Raw genomic sequence first — 21,701 nt, forward strand, 5'->3', positions numbered from 1 at the left:
TGCAACGGACGTTCTGCCCATCTTGTTCCTCCAGGTCGCCCCCTGTTCCCCGGGTCTTCTCCTTCTCCGCGGCGGCCTTCTCCAGGGCGGCGAGGACCTCTGGGCCCAGGTGCATCCCAGCGGCATCGTGGTGAGCCCGGGCGGTGGTGGAGAGTCCACGCTGACCATCGACATGTCCACCTCACCCCGCTTCGCGGCCTCAGCGACCACATGCCCTCCAGTAGGGCTTCGAAGACACCGGCGTCCCGCCACTGCCGGAACCGGTTGTGCACCGTCGGCCAGGCACCGAACTCGCGCGGCATCTCCCGCCACTGCCCACCCGCCCGAAACCGCTACACCACGCCCTTGGACTGCGCCCGCAGCCGCTGCGGGTACGGGCCGGACCTGCCAATCGGCAGATAGAGCTCGATGAACTCCCACTCCTCGTCCGTCAGCTACACACGCGTCATGCACGACGATCTACCGGACCAGCCCCCGTCACGAGGACGAATCCCGCGGACAGATCACAACTCGACACGCGCCCTAGTTATATGGAGCCGTCACGGCCACGCACCTGAGTGCCGACGCGGCAGGACGCCGGCTGCGGCTCGTCGACAAACTGCGGGTGGACAGACGCCTTATCCGCGTAATGATCTCCACCAGCCGGCAGCCGTGCGCCAGCGCGGCGAGGACGAACCGGCGAACGACGATCCGGTCGCGCCGTTCTCCGACCAGGACGTCGACGCCTATGCCGCCGGGAGAAGGACTGGATGGCGTGTGCTGCGTTCGCGGTAGTCGGAAGCTCCTGTGTCTGAACGACACCAAGGCAGGTCCATCCCCGCATCCTTCTTGCGTACCCGAGAAGACACGTAGACCTTCCCTGCACCCGCAACAGAGAGTACTGCTATTCCCGCGATGCGCGACGGCCTCCCGTCGCGCGGCCCGAGCATCCGGCTGTCCGAGTGTCTGGCCTGAGGAAGCGCTGACGCATGAACAGCATCGGGCGGCCCACTGCCCCGTGTTACGGCCGATGCCAGGGAGCATCGCCCGTTCCCGTTCCCGTTCCAGCGACTGTCTGAACTGTCACACGAGCGACCGCATCCGGTAGCGGTCGACGCGGTTGACGCAGTTGGGGAGAGCATCGCCTTGGACGTACGGGCACATCTGTGCGAGGCCGGCGACCGGCAGGCCCGGCGGTCAACCGGTATTCGCGGTCGGGCCAGCCGGTCAATACCCGCAGCACGCCGGCGGCGGACCCACCCACAGGTGCCAGCACAGGTGAGAACTCATGAACTAATGCAGCGCGGAAGAACGTCGCTGGGGATAATTCGTCCTGACGATTCCCATTCCCCCGCAGTCGCCGTCGGGACCCGCCGTGAACCGAGGAATCCCGCCAGCCGGGAATGCGAACCAGGGAAGGCAGGCAGACGATCAACGATCCGTTCGGTCACGTGCTCGTCCGGCCGGCACCGACGCGGGCACTAGTACGGCAGAGGTGGAGGGAAGCACAGGTGGATCGGACCACGCTGAGCGTGACCAGCCCGGGGGGTCAGATGACACTGATGGGCAATGCGCTGTGTGTGGTCGGCCGTGCGCGCGGCGCCGACATCGTCATCAGGGACGACAGGGTCTCCCGGCGCCATCTCGTACTCGAACCGGTGGTCGACGGTTGGCGGGTGCGCGACGTCAGCATGAACGGGCTGTGGCAGGCCGGACGACGGATGCGCGACACGACCACCGTGCGCCTGGCCGAGGTGCGGTTCCGGCTTGGTGCCGCCGACGGTCCGGAGGTGGTCCTCGCCCCCCGCCCGGTCGGGGTGGGTGCCAGCACGGTGGTGGGCCGGCCGGTGGCCGGCGCCGCCGTGCACGCCCGCCGGGGGCGGCACCGGTTGCGGCCCGGGAGGCTGGGTCTAGGTCGCTCCTTCGACAACGACATCTCCGTATCGGATCTGCTCGCCTCGCGTCATCATGCCGAGCTGCTCGTAGGTGCCGGTGGGGTGGAGGTCGTCGATCTGGACTCGGCGAACGGGACGTTCGTCAACGGTCAGCGGGTCGGGCGTGCCCAGGTGGGGCAGCGTGACGTGATCGCGATCGGTCATCACCTGTACCAGTTGGAGGGTGACTCCCTGGTCGAGTACGTCGACTCCGGGGATGTCGCGTTCGAGGTGCAGGGGCTGTCGGTGTTCGCGGGTGCGAAGCAGTTGATGCATGATATGACGTTCCGGTTGCCGGGCCGGTCGCTGCTGGGGGTGGTGGGCCCCAGCGGTGCGGGGAAGTCGACGCTGCTCAACGCCCTCACAGGCTTCCGCCCCGCCAATACCGGAACCGTCCTCTATGCCGGACAAGACCTTTACGCCGAGTATGACAAGTTGCGGTGGCGGATCGGTTATGTGCCGCAGGCGGATCCGTTGCATGCGCAGTTGACGGTGCGGGAGACGCTGGAGTACGGCGCGGAGCTGCGGTTCCCGGCGGACACCACGGCGCAGGAACGCCGGGCGCGGGTCGAGGAGGTGATCGGTGAGCTCGGTCTGACCGCGCACGCGGACACTGCGGTGAGCCGGCTCTCGGGCGGGCAGAAGAAACGGACGTCGGTGGCGTTGGAGCTGCTGACTCGCCCGTCGCTGCTGTTCCTCGACGAGCCGACGTCGGGGCTGGATCCGGGGAACGACCAGTCGGTGATGGAGACATTGAAGGGGTTGGCGAAGGGCGGGGGTGCGGGATCCCCGGACGGGAGCGACCGGACGGTCATCGTCGTCACGCACAGTGTGCTGTTCCTGGATCTGTGTGACTACATTCTGGTGCTTGCGCCCGGGGGGCATGTGGCCTACTTCGGGCCGGCGGACGGGGCGTTGCGGTACTTCGGTAAGAACGACTTCCGTGAGTTCGCGGCGGTGTTCCGGGAGTTGGAACGCATGCCGGGGGCAGAGCTGGCGGCCCGGTTCCGTGCCTCGGAGTACTTCGTGCCCTCGGCGGTGGTCGCGCCGATTGTGCGCAAGCCACCGGCGGAGTTGCCGGGGGTGCGTCAGCAGTCGGTGAGTTCCCAGCTCGCGACGTTGACCCGCCGGTATCTGCGGATAGTGCTGGAGGATCGCTCCTATCTACGGTTGATCATCACGTTTCCGTTCCTGTTGGGGGTCATCCCGTGGGTAATCCCGGCGCCGGACAGGTTGAAACCGTTGCCGGACGCGCCGAACCCGGATGCGATGAAGGTGCTGGTGGTGCTGGTGCTGTGTGCGTGTTTCATGGGGATGGCGAACTCGGTCCGGGAGATCGTGAAGGAGCGTGACATCTACCGGCGGGAACGCACGATCGGTCTGTCGCGGACGGCGTATCTCGGTTCGAAGGTCATTGTCCTGACCGGGGTCACGACGCTGCAGTGTGTGATCTTCACATTGATCGGTCTGGTGGGACGCACGCCACCCGAGGCGTCGTTGCTGGGCTCACCGCTGGTGGAGTGTCTGGTCGCGGTGATTGTTGCCGCGTTGGCGTCGATGATGATCGGTCTGCTGGTGTCGACGTTGGTGGACAACGCGGACAAGACGATGCCGGTGCTGGTGTTGGTGACGATGGCCCAGCTGGTGCTGTCCGGGGGACTGGTGTCGCTGTCCGGGCGCATGGTGATGGAACAGGTCGCCTGGATCGCCCCCGCCCGGTGGGGGTTCGCCGCGCTGGCGTCCACCGATGACCTCAACGAGGTCTCCAAGCTCGGCAACGAGGTGCTGCGCACCGACCCGGCCGACAGTCTGTGGGAACACAGCGCGGGGATCTGGGTCCTCGACATCGCTCTCGGTCTTGTTCTCGCTGCTGCCGCGCTCGCGCTGACCTCGGTCACCTTGCGCCATATCGACCCCAAGGTCACCCGACCCGCCGGACCACCGGCACAGACGGACACCGGCGGGTCGGTCTCCTCGCGCGAGGCCCGACACCGCCATCCGGACCGCCAACGGCCAGACCACCACCGGCCGGTCCTGGCGTACCAGGTTCCCGTTGTTTCCGCTGCCGACCGGCCAGGGCGGCCAGGCCAGCGATCACCGCGCAGGTATCAGCCGGATCAGTGGTGATGCGGTGTCGATCAGGTCGAGCACCATGCGACACAGACAGACGATCATCGTATCGATTGCCGCGATCGCCGAGTGCATCGAGGTCATCTGGAATCAGTGATGGTCCAGATTATGTTCCGTCGACTATCCACATCCGCATTGCTGTGGTCCGAGGGCGCATGCCGACGGATCTGGACACATGGCCGGTACTGACGCCCCCCGGTCTGGATACGCATCCGGCGGGTGGGGTACAGCGACCCGGTAGCTCCCATTAGTCTCCGCAGGCGAACGCGATCGCGGAACGCTGGGTCGGCACCGTCCGCCGGGAATGCACCGACAGGCTGTTGACCGTCTCCGAACGGCACCTGACCGCCGTCCTCACCAGCTACGCCGAGCATTTCAACACCCACCCGACCCGCCGCCCATGATCCCCCCGACCTCGGAGTCCACCGTCCGTCGCACACGCATCCTCGGCGAGCTGATCAACGAATACCGCAACGCCGCCTTACACCTCCCGCCGACGACCACGTCAACCACAAAAGGCCAGCTCACAGACCGAAACCCGACTTCTGGAGCCCCACAGGGTAGTGCTGGAGGGCTATGCGTCCGGGCCTCGGTACGCCGCTGGGCTGATGTGCGACTATCCGGCGGGCTCCTAGCGTCGACCTCGACGAACAGTCGGTCGACGGAGGGCAGGAGCTCGTGATCGAGGTGCGCGGCCTCACGAAGCGATACGGCGAGAAGGCCGCCGTGAGCGATTTGACCTTCACCGCCCCGGACGGGACGGTAACCGGCTTCCTGGGGCCCAACGGCGCCGGCAAGTCGACGACCATGCGAATGATCGCGGGCCTGGACGAACCCACCCGGGGGACAGTGCGGGTAAACGGAAAAAACTATCGCGAGTCACGGGCGCCGATGGCCGAGCTCGGAATCCTGCTCGAGGCGAAGGCGGTTCACACCGGCCGGTCGGCCCGCACCCATCTGCTGGCGCAGGCGCAGACCAACGGCATCGGGCGTCGTAGGGTCGATGAGGTCATCGAGATGGTGGGTCTGCGGGAGGTGGCCGGCAAGCGTGTCGGCGGCTTCTCGCTGGGCATGGGCCAGCGGCTCGGTGTCGCGTCGGCGCTGTTGGGCGACCCGCACACCGTGGTCCTCGACGAGCCGGTGAACGGTCTGGACCCGGAGGGGGTGCTCTGGATCCGCACGATGCTCCGGGGACTCGCGGACGAGGGCCGGGCGGTGTTCGTCTCCTCGCACCTCATGAGTGAGATGGCGCAGACCGCGACTAGGCTCGTTGTGGTCGGACGCGGCCGGCTGATCGCCGAGACCACGGTCGAGGGGTTCGTGACGATGGCGGGCGGCGACAGCGTGGTCGTCCGGACCCCGGAGGCGGTGCGGCTGCGGGAGCTGCTGCTCGGGCCGGACGTGACTGTCACCAGCTCCGACCTCGGTGTTCTTCGGGTGAGCGGGCTGACGGCGGAGCAGATCGGCCACACTGCCTGGCGGGCCCACCTGCCGATCTACGAACTGACGTCACACAGTGCGTCGCTGGAGGAGGCATTCCTGCAGTTGACGGCCGAGGCCGTCGAGTACCGGGCCGCGGGCGACGAGACCGTGCGGGGGGCCGCGGCATGATCGCCACGCTCGGGTCCGGCGTCGTGACCGCTTCACCGCGGCTGGCCGTCACCCAGGCCCGGGTCCTGCGCTCGGAATGGACGAAATTCCGGTCCTTGCGTTCGCCGGCTTGGACCCTGCTGATCGCGGTAGCTCTCACGATCGGTATTGGTGCTCTGATCAGTGCGGTCCAGGCCAACCACTACTCGTCTCTCGATCCGGTCGAGAAGCGCACCTTCGATCCGATTTCCATCAGTCTGGCCGGTGTCACTTTCGCCGAGCTCGCTGTCGGCGTCCTCGGGGTTCTGCTGATCACCGGCGAGTACACCACCGGCATGATCCGGTCGTCGCTGACCGTCGTACCCGGGCGCCTGCCTGTGCTGTGGGCCAAGATCGGTGTGTGCGCGACGGTCATGTTCGTCGTGATGCTGGCCGCGGCGACCGTCGCCTTTTTCAGCGGCCAGGCCGTTCTCGATCAGAAGGGCCTCGGCGTCGGCATCACGGATGCGGGAGCCCTGCGCTCGGTCGTCGGTTCGGCGCTCGCCGTCACCGCGATCGGCGTCATCGGGCTGGCGCTCGGTGCGCTGCTGCGCAACACCGCCGCTGGTATCTCCACCTTCGTCGCGGCGTTCTTCGTCGTTCCGCCGCTGACGAACCTGTTGCCCGATTCGTGGTCGTCGACCATCAACCCTTATCTCCCCGACCGGGCGGCCAGTGCCGTGTTCGGTGGCGGCCCTCCGGACATGGGCGACATGCTCGGCCCGTGGAGCGGCTTCGCCGTGCTGTGCCTGTACGCCGCTGTCCTGGTCGGCGTCGCCGCCTGGCAGCTCCGCGGGCGGGACGCGTGACCGGCGCGGGCTGATGAATCGCGTACGCCCTGGCCCGCGCGGACAATCGCGGCCATGAGGCTGGTCGGAGCAGTCGAGGACCCACGCTCGAGAACCGCTCGGGCGTGGGTCCTCGATGTCGTCGTCGTGCTGGTCGTCGTGGCACTTGCCTGCCCCTACCTGCTGCGGAGCGCGCCGGAGCCTCGGTGGCTGGCCGTGACCGCGGTGGCCTGCATGGTGCTGCCGCTGGTGGCCCGGCAGATCTGGCCGGTGTCAGTCCTGGCGGCCGTGCTGGCGGCCGCGGTCGGCTTCGGCATCTGGGATGTCCGACTCGCCGGCAGTATGGCGCTACCCGTGGCGCTCTACAGCGTTGCCGCTCGTGGGACCCGGCGACAGGCCTACTTCGGGGCGGTCGCCCTCGAGATTCTGATCATCGCCGCGGCGGTCCGGTTGTCCGGCGCGGGTCTGCTGCTGCCGGTGGTGTTCTTCACCGGCATGGTCGCCGCCGCGGTCGGCCTGGGCCTGTATTCGGCGGTTCGCCGCGCTTACGTTCAGGAGCTCCTTGACCGCACCGAACGCCTCGAGCGCGAACAGGAGCAGACGAACGCGCTCGCCGTCGCGGCCGAACGCGCCCGCATCTCCCGGGAGATGCACGACATCGTCGCCCACCACCTCACGGTCATGGTCGCGGTCAGCGACGCGGCCACCCGGCTGGTCCGCGCCGACGTCGAGCAGGCGATCGGTGCGATGCGGACGGTGTCGGCGACGGGAAGGGACGCCCTGCGCGACACCCGGCGACTACTCGGCGTGCTCCAGGACGACCAGCCCGAGAGCGATCGGTGGCACCCCATCCCCGCGGTCCGCGATCTCGACGCACTCGTCGACCAGGTCCGCACGGCCGGCCTGACCGTCGATCTGCGCATTCAGGGGGGCCCTGTCACCATGCCCCTTGACACACAACTGGCGGTATACCGCCTCGTACAGGAAGCACTGACCAACACGATGAAACACGCGCCCAGCCATGCCAGCGCGACGGTCACTCTCTCGTTCGGCCAGGACACGCTCGATCTGCGCGTCGAGGACGACGGAGCCGGCCAGCCAGCCCCGGCCAACTGGCGTCCCGGACGCGGAATGAGCGGTATGCGAGCCCGCATAGAAGCAGCCCGGGGGGAACTCGACTCCGGACCCCGCGAACCCACCGGCTGGCAGCTCGAAGCCCGGCTGCCACTGCGCGACGACGCGGTGGCCGTCCCCGATCGACCGCGGCGATGATCCGCGTCCTCCTGGCCGATGACCAGGCCCTGCTGCGCATGGGTCTGCGCATCGTCATTGACACCGAAGACGACCTCACCGTCATCGGGGAGGCCAGCGACGGAGCGGAGGCCGTCCGCGCGGTCGCCGAGCTACAACCCGACGTCGTCCTCATGGATGTCCGCATGCCCGGGGTCGACGGCATCACCGCCACCGCGCAGATCACCGCCCGGCACCCGGCCAGCAGGGTGCTGATCCTGACCACCTTCGACGTCGATCAGTACGTCTTCGACGGTCTGCGCGCCGGTGCCAGCGGCTTCCTGCTCAAGGACGCCGCCCCGGGGGAGCTCGTCAACGCCATCCGCACCGTCGCCCGGGGCGATGCCGTACTCGGGCCCACCGCGGCACGGCGTCTCGTCGATCGTTTCGCCGCGCTGCCAGCCGACAGCGGATCAGACCGCGCGGCCCGTCCCGAGATCGTCCACGATCTCACCGAACGGGAGCGTGAGGTGTTCCTGCTTGTCGCCCGCGGGTACTCGAACCGCGAGATCGCCGGCAGACTCCACCTCTCCGAACACACTGTAAAGGTCCACGTCGGCCGAATTCTGGCCAAACTCGACCTACGCGACCGCATCCAAGCCGTGGTTCTCGCCTACGAATCCGGGCTGGTTATTCCAGAAATCGATTGACATGGGAGAAGCACTCCACCTCGATACCACGAGCGAGTAATCTGTGATGCGCCAATAACCGCACCCTCGCGCGAAGGTCAGCTTACTCTCAAGGCGATAACTCTTTAGGTGTACCTCGCTGGTCTTACCTGGGTGCAGGAAATCAGCCTTCCGACTCATGTGCGGGGGCGGGGGCTCGGCGCGTTAATAGGACCAGCCAGGAGGATCGCCCCGAGGTGGGATTTACCGATGGCCGACGCCGACAGGCCAGGTAAGGCACACGGCAGAGAAGCCGCAGCTGGCGACCCTTTGCCCGATCCTCGGAGGGGGCTGCCGGCCCAGGCCGGCAGGCAGCGGCCGACCGAGCTACGACCGATCCGGCTGCGATGAGCCCCCCAGAGCACGACGATTTGTGGCCGACACCACAGGCCGACAGCCTGCCCTCCGGACAGCGGCCAATCCGTCCGGACCCAACCGACCACGACGCCGATTCGGCGGGCGCGACTGACCGCCCAGTAGCCGGTCCACATTCCCATGCCTCAGGCACCCCAAAACCTCGCCGTCACCGCCGGCGACGAACCATCGCGATCATTCTTCTCGTTCTGCTCGCACTTTTCCCGGTCTTCGACCGGATCACGGTCTCAATGGTCGAGAAGCAGGTCGTCAAACAACTCGAAACCGCCGTCGCGGACACCCTGGACTGCAATGCACCCCAACCAGCCGTCAGGCGTGTCAACATCGCCGGTTTCCCGTTCCTCACCCAGGTGCTGCTCGGGAAGCCCAGGGATGTCAGTCTGTCCATCGACGACCTGTCGACACCCGGCCCCCGGATCTCCTCGCTGGACGCGAACGCCAAAGGCATCAAAATTCCGATCTACAACATGATCACCGGCGGTGATGGAAAACTTTCTGTCGACGAGGTACGGGCCACGGTCAAGATGAGTTACACAGACTTGAACGCCTATCTCGCCGGGAAGACGGGCCACCTGCAGGTGAAACCGGCAGACGGCGGACGGAGCCTCAACATCTCTGGAACAGTAGACCTACCGCTGATCGGCTCCCAGCAGATTGACGGCGTCACCACCTTCCAGGTCCGCGACAATGAGATCGAGTTGACACCATCCCACCTCACGTTACGCGGAGCGATCAACCTCGACTTTCTGGTCCCGCTAGGCCAACTAATTCCCTCGATCCCGATCCCGGTTGGGGAACTACCGTTCGAGGTAAAGGTGGAGTCAGTGTCCACCGGCTTGCTGAGCCGGGTGTCCCCGGGGCGGCCACGGGAGGTCCCGGGGCGGGTACGGGCGCGGATCCTGGCGTTGACCAGGACCACTCCTCCACCGGAGACCGGACTGAGCCACTGGACGAGCACCGAGATGGCGCGGTACCTGAAGCGCCGCGAAGGAGTGTCGGTCTCGCACACCTTCGTGGCCCAGCTGTGGCGGGAGAACGATCTCCAGCCGCACCGGCACCGAGTCTTCAAGCTCTCGGCGGACCCGGATTTCGAGGCCAAGGTGGAGGACGTCGTCGGCCTCTACCTTGATCCCCCCGAGGGCGCCGAGGTCCTGTCGATCGACGAAAAGCCTGGGGTGCAGGCACGCGACCGGACGCAGCCACCGCGGCCGGTCGCCTCCGGCCGGGTCGCCACCCGCACGCACGACTACCAGCGGAAGGGCACGACCGACCTGTTCGCCGCCCTCGACGTCGGGACGGGGCGGGTCACCGCCAGGTGCTTCCCCAGCCACACCAGGGCCGATTTCCTCACGTTCATGGACCAGGTCATCGCGGAATACGGCGGTGCGGAGCTCCATGTCGTGGTCGACAATCTGGCCACCCACTACGGCCCCGACGTCGACACATGGCTACGCAGACACAAGAACGTCACGTTCCATTTCACCCCGTCCGGCGGTTCATGGCTCAACCAGGTCGAGAACTGGTTCGGTATTCTCACCCGGCACGCACTCCAGCACGGGGCGTTCGTCTCGGTCCAGGACCTCGTCAACACCATCAACAACTATGTCAAGAACTGGAACTGGGACGCCCATCCGTTCGAGTGGACAGCCACCGCAGAAGAGATCGTAGCCAAGGTGGAGGTACTCCACCGGGAATTCAGGAAGCTGCTCGCCAACAACTTGTGACGACATTTAGTTATGTATCATCGGAAAGAATTTTGGTTTACAATCTACTAGTGTCTTGTGGTTCTGTTTGCTTTACATAGGTAATTCGCTGGCGTGCGTCGCCCGGCTAGACTAGCCCGGGGTCCTTGAGACGGTCACCGATCCCCACAACCGTCGCAGGACACTCGTCCGCCCCACCGCCGAGGCTCGGCACCGTGCCCAGAACCGGCCGTCGGTGCTCATCGACGACACACTCGCGGCCGCGATCGGCAGCATCGACCCGGGCGAGATCCAGCAGGTGAGGGACGCCCCCGAGGTCCTGGCAAAGCTGCTCGACGACGCGAACCCGCCGCGGCCCGCCCGCCCCGGCGCCGGTGACGCGTGATCGGCGTGGGCTACGCGGGCCGCTCGGCGGGACCCTGTGTGCCGAGGCGTCGTCGAGCACCGGCAGACCGGCAGGTCGATACTCGGCCGTCACCGGTCTCTCCCGGCCGGCCCGCCAGGGCGGCCGTCCCGAACCGTCTCAGCGCTGCGGGGCGGTGAGATCAAGCTGCCAGGACCACTCGTACCTGCCGCCGCGTACCCGGTACCACGCCAGGGTGTCCGGGCCGAGGGCTCCGGTGCCGAGTCCCCGGTGCGCGAGGTCGAGGTGAACGTACGTCTCCGCCCGGGGCCTGAGCTCCCAGGTGTGCCGGGCGGGTTCCAGGTCGGCTACCTGGTAGTGCGACACGTTCATCTGCACGGGTCGGTCGGTGCTGATGGTGATTGCGTACCCGTCGGGGCCGGTGAGGGTGAGTTCTTGGACGTCGGCGCGGCCGCCGTTCTCCTGCGGCAGCAGGTAGGGGACGAACAGGTCGTCGACCTGGGAGGTCCAGCGGCCGAGAAGTCCTGACTTCTTCCGGTCGGGGTAGGTCTCGTGGGGCCCGAGGCCGAACCACGTGAGGTGTTCGAAGCCGGGGTTGGTGGCGAAGGTGACGCCCAGGCGGGGGATGTCGTCGAGCTCCTCCGGCAGGGTGACGTGTTCGTCGAAACGGAAGCTGGTGTCGGACAGGGCGGTGATTCGCTGCCGGTGTTCGATCTCCGCGCCGTAGGCGGCGGTGTACCGGCTGACGATCGTCGCCGTGGAGCCGGTGATCTTCTGGTCGACCAGCGTGCGGGTGACGCGGAACAGACCGGTGCGCACGAACCGGGAGTCGAGGCCGATGGAGGTGTCGTTGTCGGTCGGCGCGCGCCAGAAGGACAACACCGGTGCCGCGCTCAGGACGGGGTGCTGGAGCAGCCCGTCGCCGTCCAGGCGCAGCACGCCGGTGGCGGGACGGGTTTCGATCAGGTCAGGCACATCGACGTCGAGCAGGACCTGGAGCCGGGCGAGTTCGGTGCCCTGCTCGGCCCACGGCGTCGCGTCGGCGAGCTGGACGACGAGGGCCAGGGCGACGGCATCCGGCCCGGTGAGCTGCGCGGTGACTGTCTCGGGGAGGTCGAGGACGCCTTCGCCGCCGGCGGGGATGGCCGGCGCCGCGACCAGCGTCGGATCGCCCGGCCCGTCGGTCCGTTCGACGTGGAGCGCGAGGCGGAGACCGGAGAGGTCCTCGAAGGTCTGCCGGTTCCTCAGCCGCACCCGGCCGAGACGCGCCTCGGTGGCACCGGACAGGACCCGGACGGGCGCGAAGAGGTGGCGCGCCTCGTGGAAGGCGGGCTTGGGGGCGCCGTCGGAGAACAGGATGCCGTTGATGCAGACGACGCCGTCGTTGGGCTGGTCGCCGAAGTCCCCGCCATAGCGGAACCGGCCGTCGCCGTCGGGGTCGAGGCCGTGGTCGTAGAGCTCCCAGATGAACCCGCCCTGCAGGCCGGGAGTGGACTCGAACAGGTCCCAGTAGGTGCCGAGCCCGCCGGTCGAGTTGCCCTGGGAGTAGGCGTACTCGCAGAGGATCACGGGGCGGTCGGCGTCGGGGTGCGCCGCGTAGGCGCGCAGCGCGTCGAAGGCGGGGTACATGGGGCAGACGACGTCGGTGGCCCGGTGGCCGCCGTGCCAGTCGGCGCTGATCGCCCCTTCGTAGTGCAGGGGCCGGCTGGGGTCGTAGGCGCGGGCCCACCCAGCCGCGGCGTCGTGGTTGGGGCCGTAACCGCTCTCGTTGCCGAGCGACCAGAAGATCACGCAGGGATGGTTCTTGTCGCGCAGCACCATGCGCGACACCCGGTCCACGAACGCGCCGAGGTAGCGCGGGTCCCCGCAGACCGTTCCGGCATGGGCGTGCGCCTCGATGTTCGCCTCGTCCACGACATACAGGCCGTACTCGTCGCACAGATCGAGGAACAGCGGGTCGTTGGGGTAGTGGGAAGTGCGAACCGCGTTGACGTTGAACCGCTTGAGCAGCGCGAGTTCGGCGCGCAGCTGCCCGGCGGTGATGACCCGGCCGGTCCGCGCGTTGAAGTCGTGCCGGTTCACGCCCTGGATCCACACCCGGCCGCCGTTGACCAGCAGGTTCCGACCGCGGATCTCGACCCGGCGGAAACCGACCCGGATCGTGGCGTGTTCGACGACCGCACCGTCCGGCGCGACGAGTTCGACCTCCAACGGGTACAGACGCGGGTTCTCCGCCGACCACGGCGCGACGGCGAGGCCCTCGCCCTCGAACCGCGTACGGCCGACACGGGTCGGCATCGCCCGTTCCTGCATCGCCTGGGCCCGGGCCTTCAGCTCGGGCGGGAGCGGCGCCCCCGAAGCACCGAGGGACAGCAGGTCCAGCAGACCGTCGGGAATCAGCGAGGGCGGCGGCTCATCCGGGTAGCCCGAACCCGCCCCGGCCTGGGGCATACCCGTCGCGGCACCCGCTTCCAGGACGGGCTGCGGGTCCGGTTCGTACAGTCCCGCGATCCGGGAGCGCACCGTCCAGCCGGCGGTGCGCGTCCCGGCGCCGCCGATCTTCACGTCCAGCCGCAGGCTGCCGGTTGCTGCTGCCGTCACATGCAGGTCGGCCATCGCCTGGATGTCGGCCAGGTAAACGGGAGCGGTGGTGTAGAGGTAGACCGAGCGGGTGATGCCGCCGTGCCACCAGTGGTCCTGATCCTCGACGAACGAGGCGTCCGACCACTTCACGACCGTCAGCTCGAGTTCGTTCGTCCCGGGCCGGACGAACCTGGTCACGTCGAACTCGGCCGCGAGGTGGGAGTCCTTGCTGAAGCCGACGTCGCGTCCGTTCACCCGCACCAGCAGGACGCTTTCCGCGGCGCCGACGTGCAGGACGACCCGTCGCCCCGTCCAGTCCGCCGCGGCGGTGAAGCCGCGCCGGTAGACCCCGGTCGGGTTCGCCTCGGGCGGGTGCGGGAACGGGGAGTCGAACGGCATGACGACGTTCGTGTACTGCGGAAGGTCCCCGCTGTCCTGCATCGTCCACACACCCGGCACCTCGACGGTGCGCCACTGCTCGCCGCGCTCCGCGAGCGGGCCGGGAAGGAGCTGGAAATCCCAGACACCGTCCAGGACGAGACGATCAGCGTGCGGAACGGCGTGCATCGGGACGCGGTTCGCGGAAGTGAGCTCAGGCGCGTCCCACGGCTGGATGGCGGACGTCCCGGTTCCGTTGACGGTCATTCGGTCAGCTTTTCCCTCGGTGGATCAGGACTTCTGGGCCATGGGCGTGGGTGGGGTCAGCCGGTGGCGCCGTCGACGCAGAGCTTTTCCTGGGTTACGTCGAACGTGGTGCCTGTGGGGCTGACCTGGACAAAGGCGTGGCAGGCGATCGGTTTGCCGGCGTTGTCGCGCAGGTCGACGGGTGCGATGAGGCCCCCGGCGTCGTAGTCGGGGACGGCGCGCAGGGCCTTGATGAACCTCGCCCGGGTGGGGCAAGGGCCGGCCAGCGACCTGGTTCGGTTCGCCGAGCAGCATGCTGGTCAGCGACAGGGGGTAGACGCCCAGGTCGAGTAGGGCGCCGCCGCCCTGGGCGGGGTCGAACAGCCGGTGGGAGGGGTCCATCGGGAGCCGGAAGCCGAAGTCGCCGTCGACGGCGAGGACGGTGCCGATCGTGCCGTCGGTGACCAGCTCCCGGATCCGGACGTAGGCGGGCAGGAAGCGGCTCCACATCGCCTCCATCAGGAACTGCCCGCGTGCGCGGGCGGTGGCGACCATGTCGGCGGCCTGGTTCGCGTCGAGGGCGAACGGCTTCTCGCACAGCACACCCCGCCCGGCGTTCAGGAACAGCAGGGTGTGGCGGTGGTGGTGGGAGTGTGGGGAGGCCACGTAGACGACGTCGACGCCGTCGTCGGCGGCGAGCTCCTCGTACGACCCGTAGCTGCGCCGGGGTGGCACGCCGAACTTCGCGCCGAACTCGTCGGCTGTCCGCTGGTGCCGCGAGCCGACGGCCACCAGTTCGACGTCGGGCAGCCGGCCGAGCGCCTGCGCGAAACCGTTCGCGATTGGTTCGATTCGTGCCCACTCGATCCCGAATCGGTAGGCGTTCAGGCCGAGGCCGGCCAGGGTCGCGATGTCCTCGGGATACCGGTGGTAGTGGTCGCAGGCGTCTCCCGACGGCTCGGCGAACGTCGAGTTCTTCGCCCATTCGCTGTGCCACATGTCGGAGTTGATGTTGCCGCCTTCCACCTGGTGTGGCGCGGTCGACGCACCCCAGAGGAAGCCTTCGGGGAATGTGCTCATGGTCGTATCAGCCTCCTGGGCCAGGCGCGGTCGTGGGACGGAGACGGCTGTCAGCCCGCGGCGGGGAAGAAGTTCTTCTTCGCGGGATCGAAGGTGAACAGGCGCGGGGGGACGGCGCCGTGGGGTGTCTCGCGGCTGTAGGTGGCCTTGTCCCGGTAGGTGGGGACCTGGAAGGAGCCGAGGGAGAACGCGGCCTGCTGGAAGGACTGGTAGGTGAGGTCCTTGCCGGCCTTCTCGGCGATGGCCTGGAACAGGGTCAGGTAGCGGCAGGCGGCGCTTTCGGATGTTCCGGGGGTGGGCTGGCCTGAGGGCACGGTCGCCGGGTCGACCAGCTTGCCGGTGAGTGCTGGCAGCGCGGCCTCAAGGGTGGCGATGCACGCGGCGTTGGCCGGCTCGGTGAAGTCGACGACGAGCCCGAGGGCGGTGGCGCCGGCCATGATGGCCGGGTCGTGGTCGCCCGGGCTCGCCAGGTAGGCCCCGGCCTGGCTGGTGGTCGCGAACATCAGCCTGGGGCGGTAGTCGGTCTTCTGGAGTTCGGCGGGGAACTGGAGCTGGGAGCCGCCGACCAGGAGCACGGTGTCGACGCCCGCGGCCCGGAACTTCTGGATGAAGACGTTGAACTGCTGGGAGACCGCGGCCGCGTCACTGATGTCGGCGTCGAGGATGCCTGTCTCGGTCACCGGGACCTGGAGACGTTGCAGGGCCGGCAGGACCACCTTGTCCAGCGTCGCCTGGTCGTCCCGGTAGGCGACGACCGCGAGCTTCTTGCCCGCCAGGGTGTTGTCGGCGGTGAACAGCTCGATGCCGTCGGCGAGTTCGTCGCCGCCGCGCAGGTCGGAGACCCACGGTGCCTGCGCCTTGGCGTAGCGCTGCGTGGTGAGGTCACCGCCGACGAGCGCCGTCTTGTGGGTCTGGACGTAGCACAGCGCGTCCTCGGCGTTGAGGCTGCCGAGCACCGCGAAGACCTTCTCGTCCTGGGTCAGCTTGACGCAGGTCTCCTGCGCGCCGGCGGGGGAGATGACGTCGACCGCGCCGTACACCGGGATGATCTTCCGGCTGTTGATGCCGCCCGTGGCGTTGACCTTGTCGACCAGGGCTTGGAAGGTGGCCTGGTAGTCGCCGTGGTCGATGTCGACGTACTGCTTGACGACCTCGAGGTCGGGGTAGACGAAACCGATCTTGATGCTGTCGGCCGTGACACCCGGCGAGATCGCCGGCGCCGGCGGGGCCGGGAACGGGTCCGAGGTGGGGCTGCTGGCCGGCGGGTCGTCCGACTCGACGCTGCAACCGGCTAAGACGAGTGCGGCTCCCGCGGCGATCAGCATGAGCGGACGGCGCCAGCGATGGTGCGAGGTCATGTCAGAGGTGCTCCGCATTCCTGGAGGTATTCGTACGGTGAGGTGCCGCCGGTGGATCGGCGGAGTTACGAGGGCACGACCGCGTCGGTCGGCGTGTGGTGGTCCTCGGGGTCCGGGGCCGCCGGGGCTTTTCCACTGCGTTCGATGGCGCGCTCGTCGGTGCCGAGATAGCTGGCGATGACCCTGGGGTCGTTGCGGACGGCGTCCGGCGTTCCGCTGGCGATGATCTGGCCGGTTTCGAGACAGTAGACGCGGTCGCTGATGCTCATGATCAGTGGCATGTCGTGTTCGATGACGAGCATGGCGGCGCCGAGCTCGCGGCGGATTTCCTGGATGAGCGGGCCGAACGCCTCGGTTTCGCGTTGGGCGACGCCGGCGGTGGGTTCGTCGAGGCAGAGGACCTGGGCGTCGAGGGCCAGCAGGCCGGTGAGCTCGACGATGCGGCGGGTGCCGGTGGACAGGTCGGCGATGAAGGCGTCGGCGTAGCGGCCGAGGCCGAGGAAGTCGATGAGGTCGTCGGCGGCAGAGCGTTTCGCGCGTTCGGCGCGGAAGGTGTGCGGCAGGTGCAGGGCGGTGGAGGGAAGCCCGGTGCGGCCGCGGGCCTCCAGCGCTATCTGGACGGTTTCGCGGACGGTGAGCTCGGGGAACAGCGCGGCGGCCTGAAAGGTTCGGCCGACACCGCCGCGGGCCCGGGCCGCCGGGCTGGCGTTGGAGACGTCCCGGCCGAGCAGGGTGACGGTGCCGGTGGCGGGGACGAAGCCGCCGATGGCGTTCATGAGGGTTGACTTGCCGGCGCCGTTGGTGCCGATGAGGCCGACGATCTCGCCGGGCATGACGGTGAGGGAGACGCCGTCGACGGCGGCCCGGCCACCGAATCGCACCCGGATGTCGCTGGTCTCGAGGACGGGGGTGTTCTCCGGGAGCGGCGGGCGGGTGGTGCGGGTGAGAGCCGGGGGCACGGTCGAGACGCTCTTCACCGCTGGAGTGGTGCCGAGCCTTCTGTCCGCCCAGGCGAGGAGGGCGTCGCGGGCGCTGTACCCGATCTGGACCAGGCCGCCGGGGAAGTAGAGCAATAGGATCAGCAGGCCCAGGCTGGAGGTCAGGAGCGGGACGATGTCGTTGTCGGGGAAGAAGGACGGCAGGCCGATGACCCACAGGGAGCCGAGCAGGGGGCCGGTGACCGAGCCGAGGCCGCCGATCACCACGATGGAGACCAGGATCAGCGAGTCGGGGCTGAGGAAGTACCTGTCGGCGTAGGGGACGTTCTGGACGGCGCCGGCGAGCAGGCTGCCGCCGAGGCCGGCGATCCCGCCGGCGAGAGCGAACGCGCGCAGTTTCACCCGGGTGGGGGCGACGGTGTACGCGGCCGCGGTGGCGGGATTGTCGCGGACGCCGATCGTGGTCCGCCCGACCCCGGACCTGCGCAGCCGGGCCACCACGAGCAGGACCAGAACCAGGACGATCAGGACCAGGTAGTAGTAGGCCCGTTGGGTGGTGACGTCGATCCCGAAGACGGTGCTGCGCGGGAACGAGGCGGTGTTGCCGCCCTCGTCGTGGAACACGTCGCGGCGGTAGAGGTACTGCTCGGCCGCGATCCCGAACGCGAAGGTGCTGACAGCCAGGAGCAGCCCGCGCACCCGCAGCGCGCCCGCTCCGACCACGGCCGCCAGGGCCGCGGTGAACGCCGTCGCGATCGCGACCGCCGCTGGGAACGGCAGGGCGTTCAGCGCCATGACCGAGCCGCCGACCTGCAGGCGCAGGCCACGGTTGAGTGCGGCGGCGAGCAGCGCGCCCAATCCCGCGAAGGCCATCTGGCCGAGGGAGAGCTGCCCGGCCCAGCCGGTCAGGATCGTGATCGAGGCGGCGCAGATCGCGTAGCCGAGGATCACCGTGTAGAGCAGGTGCCGTGACGGCTGGGCGACGAGCAGGGGGAGGACGACGGCGACCAGACCGAGCAGGACCAGGGGTGCGCGTTCGAGGTGGCGGACCCACCAGAGCCCGCGCAGCCGGTCGGGCACGGGCTTGATCTTCGGGGCGAAGGAGAACGACGAGGTTTCGGTGTCCCGGCCGCGGCTGACGAAGAACACCGCGACCAGCACCACGACCAGGATCGTCAGGTCGGTGAGGCCGGGCTGGTCGAGCCAGTTGAACTGGATGAACGACTGGGCCAGGCCCAGGGCGATCCCGGCGAGCAGCGCGACGCGGAACGACGTCATCCGGGCGATCACCGCGGCGGCCAGGGCTCGCAGCAGGGTGGTGGGGCCGAGGGTGGTGATCTGGGTCAGGGACTGGTTCTGCGCGGAGACCAGGATCAGGCACAGAGTTCCGATCAGCCCCGCCACCGCCCAGACCGCGGTCGACACGGTCTTGGGGCTGATGCCCTGAAGGCGGGCGAGCTCGGGGTTGTCCGCGGCGGCCTTGACCGTCCTGCCGAGCACGGTGCGGCCCAGGAACAGGCTGAGCCCGAGCGCGACGAGAGGCACCGTGACCAGGACGCTCAGCTGCGCCCCGGTGATCGTGAGGCCGCTGGCCGGTGACCAGCTCCCCGACCAGGGCACCGGGTAGGACTCGCTCGGGTAGTCGTCGAGGTCGGGCAGGGAGGTGACGACGGTCAGCGCGAGCTGGGCGACGCCGATGGTCGCGACCAGCAGGATCACCCGTGGCGCGGCGAACAGCCGGCGGATCACCGTGAGGTCGACCAGGGCGCCGAACAGCACACCTACGAGCAGCGCGATGGCCAGCGAGATCCAGTACGGAACGTTGTAACGCACCGTGAGCAGTGCGAAGAGGGCCGAGCCGACCAGGCCCATGTTCGCCACCGCGAAGTTGATGACGCGGGTCGAGCGGTGGACGAGGACGATGCCGACCGCGAGCAGGCCGATCACCAGGCCGGTGACCGCGCCGTCGAAGAGCAGCTGGGTGGTGGGGATTTCCATGGCGGGTCAGCCGCCTTCCCGGCCGAGGAACACCGCGCGTGCCAGGTCGTCGCGTTCGGCGAGTTCGCGGGCTGGCCCGGTGAAACGGACCTGGCCCTTCTCCAGGAACACCGCCCGGTCGGCGATGGCGAGGGCGATGTTCAGGGACTGTTCGACGACGATGATCGTCAGGCCGTCCTGTTTGAGGCGTTCGAGGATCGCCAGCAGGTCCTGCACCACCACCGGGGCCAGCCCGAGGGAGAGCTCGTCGATCAGTAGCACCTCGGGGTCGTGCAGCAGCACCATCGCCAGCGCCAGCATCTGTTGCTGCCCGCCCGACAGCGACCCCGCCCGCTGGCCCTGTCGGCTCTCGAGGTCGGGGAACAGGCCGAGTACGTAGGCGAAACGCCGCTCCCGGCCGGCCGCGTCGCGGCGCATCCGGAACGCGGCCATCTCCAGGTTCTCGCGCACCGTCATCCCGGGGAAGACGCCCTTGCCGCCGGGCAGCAGGTGCACGCCGTACTTCCCGCGCTGTTCCGGGGAGACGTAGGTGATGGTCCGCCCGCCGAGGCGGACCACCCCACGCGACGGGGTTCCCAGGCCGCAGATGACTTTCAGAATGGTGGACTTGCCCGCGCCGTTGGTGCCCAGCAGCGCCAGGGTCTCGCCCTTCTTCACGTCGAAGGCGACGTCGAACAGGACCTGTACCGGCCCGTAGGAGAAGTCGATGTTGTTGACCTGGAGCGCTGGGACGTCGTCCGGGTTCTCGCGCTGCCGGTCGCGTTCGGCGAGCTCCTCGCGCAGGTCCGCCACGACCAGCGACAGGTCGTTCTTCACGAAGGACGCGCTGCGGATCATCATGAGCCCGCCGACCGCGGTCGCGGGGATCCCGATCACCAGCACCGCGACCCGCGGGTCGTAGGCGTTGCTGATCAGCCCGGAGAGGATGGCGCCGCCGGTCGCGCCGATGAAGAACATGTAGACCGCGGCCAGCGCCAGGCCCAGCCCGCGCAGCCGGTAGGGCGTCACCGACTGCATCACCGGGCCCACCATCGAGAACGCGACCGAGGAGAACACCGCCCCCGGGATGCTGGCCAGCATGAACCCGACCCAGTTCGGCATGAACCACTGGACCGGCAGCAGCACCGCACCCGGCAGGATGCACAGCCCCAGCAGAGCCACGGCCCGTGCCGGATCCCGGTGGTAGAGCCGGTCGTAGCGTGGCCCGACGATCGGCAGGGCCACGAGCAGAGCGGCGCCGCCGAGTGAACCCATCAGGCCCCGCTGGAACGTCGACATCCCGTAGTGGTCCTCAGCCCACAGATTCGCCAGCACGCTCGTGGTGAACAGGCTGAAACCCAGCGCGGAGAATGCGACGATCGCGGTCTTGACGGTCCGGATCCGCAGCAGCCTGGCGAATGCCGCCTCGACCGAGATCGGCATCGGCTCGGCGTCCTCCACCACCTCGCCCAGCACCGATTTCATCTCGTGCTGGCCGCGAGGCGGCTCCGGCAGGCGGAACGCGAAAACCGCCACCGCCAGGGCCGGCAGGCCGAGGATCAGGAACGGCCAACGCCAGCCGTCAGCCCCACCCGCCAGCGTGGCGATGCCCGCGACCACCAGGGGACTGAGCGCTCCAGCGGTGCGCGCCGCCCCGAAGTTCGCCGCGGAGATCCGCCCCCGGACTCCGATCGGATAGGTGTCGGCGAGCAACGATCCGTGTACCGAGTTGTTGCTCGACTTCGCCACCCCGACACCGAAGCGGGCCAGGAAGAACAGAAACGCGTTCGCCGCCAGTCCGCTCGCCAGCACCATCACCGAGAACACGACACCCGCCCAGCCGATGACCCGGGAGCGCCGGCATTTGTCCGCCAGCCAGCCCATCGGCAATGCGCCCAGCACGAGGAACGCCCCGGCGGCCGCGGAGATGAACACGATCGCGCCGTCGCTCAGCCCGAACGCGTCCCGGATGTCGGGTGCCAGTGTCGTCAGCGCCGCCGACTCCAGCTCGTCCAGCGCCGACAGCGTCATCAGCGTCAGGAACGTCACCGAACCACCGGCGGCCAGGCCCTGCCGCAACGACAGCCGCTCACCGCCCACACCGGGCAGCAGCTCGTCCGCGAACAACACCTCACGCCGGGAGTCCGCCTGTTGCGCCCGCCGCTGCGCCTCCGCCTCGATCAGCCCAGCGGCCAGCCTGGCAGCGACCCCCGCCGACGCCGCTTCTGGTGCCGCTTCTGGTGCCTCGGTCACCGGTTCGGTGGGCGTGCTCACGATGAAC

11 protein-coding genes and 3 pseudogenes are annotated in these 21,701 nt (G+C 68.6%); 8 read left to right on the forward strand and 6 right to left on the reverse strand.

Annotation, left to right across the window (positions count from 1 at the left end):
- Nucleotides 1-13 precede the first annotated feature (13 nt).
- Nucleotides 14-434: pseudogene (locus tag FRANEAN1_RS38890) on the reverse strand (transposase); the annotation flags it as partial.
- A gap of 1,056 nt (nt 435-1,490) precedes the next feature.
- Here FRANEAN1_RS38890 and FRANEAN1_RS15425 point away from each other — a divergent pair.
- From FRANEAN1_RS15425 to FRANEAN1_RS42190, 8 genes and pseudogenes are all read left to right on the forward strand, one after another.
- Nucleotides 1,491-4,040 (forward strand): ATP-binding cassette domain-containing protein, encoded by a 2,550-nt coding sequence (locus FRANEAN1_RS15425; protein WP_020460730.1) that lies wholly within the window; start codon nt 1,491-1,493, stop codon nt 4,038-4,040.
- A 254-nt stretch (nt 4,041-4,294) separates the two neighbouring features.
- Nucleotides 4,295-4,524: pseudogene (locus FRANEAN1_RS15430) on the forward strand (integrase); the annotation flags it as partial.
- Nucleotides 4,525-4,721: 197 nt separating this feature from the next.
- Nucleotides 4,722-5,654, forward strand: coding sequence for an ATP-binding cassette domain-containing protein (locus FRANEAN1_RS15435; RefSeq protein WP_020460731.1), 933 nt, complete (start codon nt 4,722-4,724; stop codon nt 5,652-5,654).
- Nucleotides 5,651-6,481 carry an ABC transporter permease gene (locus FRANEAN1_RS15440; protein WP_020460732.1) on the forward strand — a complete coding sequence of 277 codons (831 nt, stop codon included), beginning with the start codon at nt 5,651-5,653 and terminating at the stop codon, nt 6,479-6,481. Before FRANEAN1_RS15435 ends, FRANEAN1_RS15440 begins: the two co-directional genes overlap by 4 nt.
- A 54-nt stretch (nt 6,482-6,535) precedes the next feature.
- The gene (locus FRANEAN1_RS15445) at nt 6,536-7,732 is read left to right on the forward strand and encodes a histidine kinase (RefSeq protein WP_020460733.1); all 1,197 of its coding nucleotides are present in this window, start codon (nt 6,536-6,538) and stop codon (nt 7,730-7,732) included.
- Nucleotides 7,729-8,400 (forward strand): response regulator transcription factor, encoded by a 672-nt coding sequence (locus FRANEAN1_RS15450; protein ID WP_020460734.1) that lies wholly within the window; start codon nt 7,729-7,731, stop codon nt 8,398-8,400. The genes FRANEAN1_RS15445 and FRANEAN1_RS15450 overlap by 4 nt, the downstream gene beginning before the upstream one ends.
- Nucleotides 8,401-8,765: 365 nt before the next feature.
- Nucleotides 8,766-10,517, forward strand: a complete 1,752-nt coding sequence (locus FRANEAN1_RS37175; protein ID WP_020460735.1) for an IS630 family transposase — start codon at nt 8,766-8,768, stop codon at nt 10,515-10,517.
- A 214-nt stretch (nt 10,518-10,731) separates the two neighbouring features.
- Nucleotides 10,732-10,881 carry a hypothetical protein gene (locus FRANEAN1_RS42190; RefSeq protein WP_198145520.1) on the forward strand — a complete coding sequence of 50 codons (150 nt, stop codon included), beginning with the start codon at nt 10,732-10,734 and terminating at the stop codon, nt 10,879-10,881.
- Between the two features lie 138 nt (nt 10,882-11,019).
- On the opposite strand, the gene FRANEAN1_RS15465 is transcribed toward FRANEAN1_RS42190, so the two are convergent.
- From FRANEAN1_RS15465 to FRANEAN1_RS15485, 5 genes and pseudogenes are all read right to left on the reverse strand, one after another.
- Nucleotides 11,020-14,088, reverse strand: coding sequence for a glycoside hydrolase family 2 (locus FRANEAN1_RS15465; RefSeq protein ID WP_020460736.1), 3,069 nt, complete (start codon nt 14,086-14,088; stop codon nt 11,020-11,022).
- Between the two features lie 264 nt (nt 14,089-14,352).
- Nucleotides 14,353-15,147 (reverse strand): annotated as a pseudogene (locus tag FRANEAN1_RS15470) (family 1 glycosylhydrolase); the annotation flags it as partial.
- A gap of 50 nt (nt 15,148-15,197) precedes the next feature.
- Nucleotides 15,198-16,505, reverse strand: a complete 1,308-nt coding sequence (locus FRANEAN1_RS15475; protein ID WP_020460738.1) for an ABC transporter substrate-binding protein — start codon at nt 16,503-16,505, stop codon at nt 15,198-15,200.
- 65 nt (nt 16,506-16,570) lie between these two features.
- Nucleotides 16,571-19,441: an ATP-binding cassette domain-containing protein gene (locus tag FRANEAN1_RS15480; RefSeq protein ID WP_020460739.1), complete on the reverse strand. Its 2,871-nt coding sequence runs from the start codon at nt 19,439-19,441 to the stop codon at nt 16,571-16,573.
- A 6-nt stretch (nt 19,442-19,447) separates the two neighbouring features.
- On the reverse strand, nt 19,448-21,673 hold the full coding sequence (locus FRANEAN1_RS15485) for an ATP-binding protein (RefSeq protein WP_049795949.1): 2,226 nt from the start codon (nt 21,671-21,673) through the stop codon (nt 19,448-19,450).
- Nucleotides 21,674-21,701 lie beyond the last annotated feature (28 nt).

This window comes from Parafrankia sp. EAN1pec (assembly GCF_000018005.1).
In the GTDB taxonomy this organism is placed as follows: domain Bacteria; phylum Actinomycetota; class Actinomycetes; order Frankiales; family Frankiaceae; genus Parafrankia; species Parafrankia soli.